This is a genomic window from Streptomyces sp. NPDC047880, from assembly GCF_040706515.1.
In the GTDB taxonomy this organism is placed as follows: Bacteria; Actinomycetota; Actinomycetes; order Streptomycetales; family Streptomycetaceae; genus Streptomyces.
Genome location: NZ_JBEZOK010000057.1, coordinates 1 through 3,517 on the forward strand (window position 1 = coordinate 1; position 3,517 = coordinate 3,517).

The window sequence follows — 3,517 nt, forward strand, 5'->3', positions numbered from 1 at the left end:
GCCCAAGTGGCCCGGCAACCCGGTCGCGAGCCCCGACTTCGGGCTGATCGGGCAGGTCAGCCTGTTCGGCGGTTTCGGCAGGGTGCCCCATCCGCACCGGCCGGCCCGCCCGCTCTGTGGCCTGCCTCGTTCAGCGTTCCCGCAGGAGGATCAGAAGGTCAGCTTCCATCCGTTGAGGGTGCCCGTGTCCTGCGCCGCGGTGTCCTGGACGCGCAGCTTCCAGGTGCCGTTGGCCGCCTCGGCGGAGGCGTTCACCGTGTACGTGGTGTTCACGTTGTCGGCCGAGTCGGACGCGGCGGACTTCAGGCGGTACGTCGAACCGTCCGGCGCGACCAGGTCGATGACGAGGTCCCCGCGGTAGGTGTGGGTGATGTCCACGCCGACCTGGAGGGCGGAGGGGGCGTTGCCGCTGCGGCCGGTGACGGTGATCGGCGACTCGATGGCCGCGCCGTTGTCCGGGATGGCCACGGCGGCGGTGCTGGAGAAGGTCGTGCCGGTGGACGTACCGCCCTTCACGGCCTGGACCGTCTTGGCGGCGTCCGCCAGGCCCGCGCCGCAGCCGCCGGAGCAGGTGCCGGGCAGCGCACGGGAGTTGGCCTTGATGGCCGACTCGATCTGGGCCGGCGTGAGGGCGGAGTTGGCCGACTTCATCAGCGCGGCGAGGCCCGCGACGTGCGGGGTGGCCATGCTGGTGCCCTGGTAGTAGGTGTAGTTCTCGCTCGACGGCGTCTTCGTGCCGGAGTTCAGCGTGGAGAGGATGCCGTTGGCGGTGGAGGTGCGGGTCTCACCGCCGGGGGCGGCGATGTCGACGAGCGAGCCGTAGTTGGAGTACGAGGCCCGGCTGCCGGCGCGGTTGGTCGCGGCGACCGCGATGACGTTGTTGCAGTTCGCCGGGGAGGCGTTGGAGACGTTCTGGTTCTCGTTGCCGGCCGCGACGACGACCGTGGTGCCGCGGTTCACGGCGCCGTTGATGGCGCTCTGGGTCGCGGAGGAGCACGCGCCGCCCCCGCCGAGGCTCATGTTGATGACCTTGGCGACGTTGGTGTTGGCGGGCACGCCGGAGACGGTGCCGCCGGACGCCCAGGTGATGGCGTCGATGATGTCGGAGTCGTACCCGCCGCACTTGCCGAGGACGCGGACCGGGGAGATCTTCGCGCCGTACGCGATGCCGGCGACGCCCTTGCCGTTGTTGGTGGCGGCGGCGATGGTGCCGGCCACGTGGGTGCCGTGCCAGGAAGAGGTGGAGGCCGGGATGCCCTGGCCGCACTCGTTGTCGTTGTACCAGTCGCCCGGGTCGGCCGGGTTGCTGTCACGGCCGTTGCCGTCGACGGAGACGGCGGTGTCGGAGATGAAGTCGTACCCGCCGACGATGTTCGCGGCCAGGTCGGAGTGGGTGACGTAGCCGGTGTCGATGACGGCGACGGTGACGCCGCTGCCGGTGGCGGTGTCCCAGGCGCCGGGGACGTTCATGCCCGCGGTGGACTCGAACAGGTCCCACTGCTTGCCGTACTCGGTGTCGTTGGGGGTGACGGCCGTCGGCTTGTTGAGGCGGTCCGGGACGACGTAGGCGACCTGCGGGTCGGCCTTGTACTGGGCGACGACGTCGGCGACGGAGGCACGGGTGGGGTTGGTGCCCAGCTCGACGAGGGCGGCGCCGGTGCCGAGGCGGCGCTGGAAGTCGACGTCCTCGCCGGTCTTCTCGGCCTTGGACTCGGCGTCGGCGGCCGCCGCCTTGTTGGAGGTGGCCTCGGTGGCGCCGGACTTGTAGCCGACGATGAGGCGCTCGGCCTGGAGGCCGGGGGCGGCTTCGGTCTGGGCGGCCGGGACCGCGGCCGGGCGGGGGGCGGACTCCTGGGCGACGGCGACCGAGGCGGGGACTGCGGTCAGCAGGGCGGCGGAGACGGCGGAGACGGATATCAGCTTCCGTCTGAGCTCTGGGGAGGTACGCACGGTCATTGCCTTTCGTGGCCGGCTCCGGGCTGGGCGGAGCGGCGGTGGACTCGCTTCGTCCTCGAAGCGCAGGGGGGTGGTTCGAAAAGCGAAGAGCGACGCGATGGCCGGCCAGGCGTGGGGTGCGAGCGGACCCGTTCGGGGTTACCTGTGGGTCAGCAGTGCTCGAACGATAGGCAAAGGGAAGGTCAGCGGGATACGGGGGAAACCCTCGATCCGGCTGGAACCACACCCTCTATGGCGGGCAGTTGGGCGCCCAATGAACCCTTTCGAGCAGGTCGTGGCGTGATGAACGCGTCGGGCAGTTTTCCCGTACTGCACTACTGAACGTCGCCGCCCCGGGCCGAGGAGAAGCAGACGGATGCCTCGTACGACCGCACACCGCACCGCACTCGCGGCCGCCCTCGTCACCCCGTTGCTGCTGCCGCTGTTCGCGGCGGGACCGGCCCGGGCGCACGGTGCTCCGACGGACCCGGTGAGCCGGGTGGTGGCCTGCTCCCCGACGGGGGGTGAGCGCGCGGGCACGGCGGCGTGCCGTGCGGCCGTCGCCGCGAACGGCGCGCCATTCACGGCGTGGGACAACCTGCGGGTGGCGAACGTGAACGGCCGGGACCGGCAGGTCGTCCCGGACGGGAAGCTGTGCAGCGGGGGCCTGCCCGCCTACCGGGGCCTCGACCTCGCCCGCGCCGACTGGCCCGCCACCCGCATGGCGCCCGGCGCGACCCTGCGGATGCGGTACGTGTCGACGATCCCGCACACCGGCACGTTCCGCATGTATCTGACCAAGCCCGGCTACGACCCGGCCCGGCCGCTGTCCTGGTCCGACCTGCCCGAGAAGCCGTTCGCCCAGGTGACGGACCCGGCCCTGACGGACGGCGCGTACCGCTTCGAGGCGACTCTGCCGCGGGACCGGACCGGGCGGCACGTGCTGTACACGGTCTGGCAGAACAGCAGCACGCCGGACACCTACTACTCGTGCTCGGACGTGGTGTTCCCGGAGACAGACAAGGAGCCGCAGAAGCAGGAGGGGGAGAAGCAGGAGGAGCCGGCGGAGCGGGCGGCCGGGCAGAAGAGCGAGCCGGAGAAGGCCAAGGAGAAGCAGAAGCCGGCGAAGAGCCCTGCCGTGCAGCCCTCCGGGCCCGCGCCTCAGGGCGACCACACGCCGGTGGCCACCACCTCCGCCTCGCCGTCCGGCCCTTCCGCGCCCGTGCTGGCGGGCGGCGCCGCCGCGGTGCTGTTGCTCACCGGCGGCGCCGCCCTGGCCGTACGACTGCGGCGGCGCTGAGAGACAGCGCCCCGGCCGCGGCTAGTGCCGCGGCGGGCAACGTGTGCCCGTGAAGCAGCGGCGTCCGGTGCGTGCTCCCGGCGTGCCGGCCGGAAGCCCTCGTACTTGGGCGTACCCGGGCTTTCGGCCGGTGCGGCGAGAGGGTGTGCCGGGCGTCGCGACGGGGCGAACGTTGCCTGCCGCGGCACTAGTAGTGCTTGGTCAGGTCGGTTGCGGTGGTGCGTGTCCTCCGGGCCTGGTGTGGCGTTGAGGGTGTGTGACTCCGGACGAGATTGGCTTGGT

The 3,517-nt window shown here is 71.9% G+C and carries 2 protein-coding genes; one reads left to right on the forward strand and one right to left on the reverse strand.

All coding sequences use genetic code 11. The annotated features are described in order from the left end of the window. Window positions 1-150: 150 nt before the first annotated feature. Entirely contained in the window at window positions 151-1,950 is a 1,800-nt protein-coding gene (locus AB0937_RS38405) for a S8 family serine peptidase (RefSeq protein ID WP_366718840.1), read from the reverse strand. Window positions 1,951-2,311: 361 nt separating this feature from the next. Between AB0937_RS38405 and AB0937_RS38410 the strand changes: the two genes are divergently transcribed. Beyond that, on the forward strand, window positions 2,312-3,235 hold the full coding sequence (locus AB0937_RS38410) for a lytic polysaccharide monooxygenase (protein ID WP_366718842.1): 924 nt from the start codon (window positions 2,312-2,314) through the stop codon (window positions 3,233-3,235). Window positions 3,236-3,517: the final 282 nt, after the last annotated feature.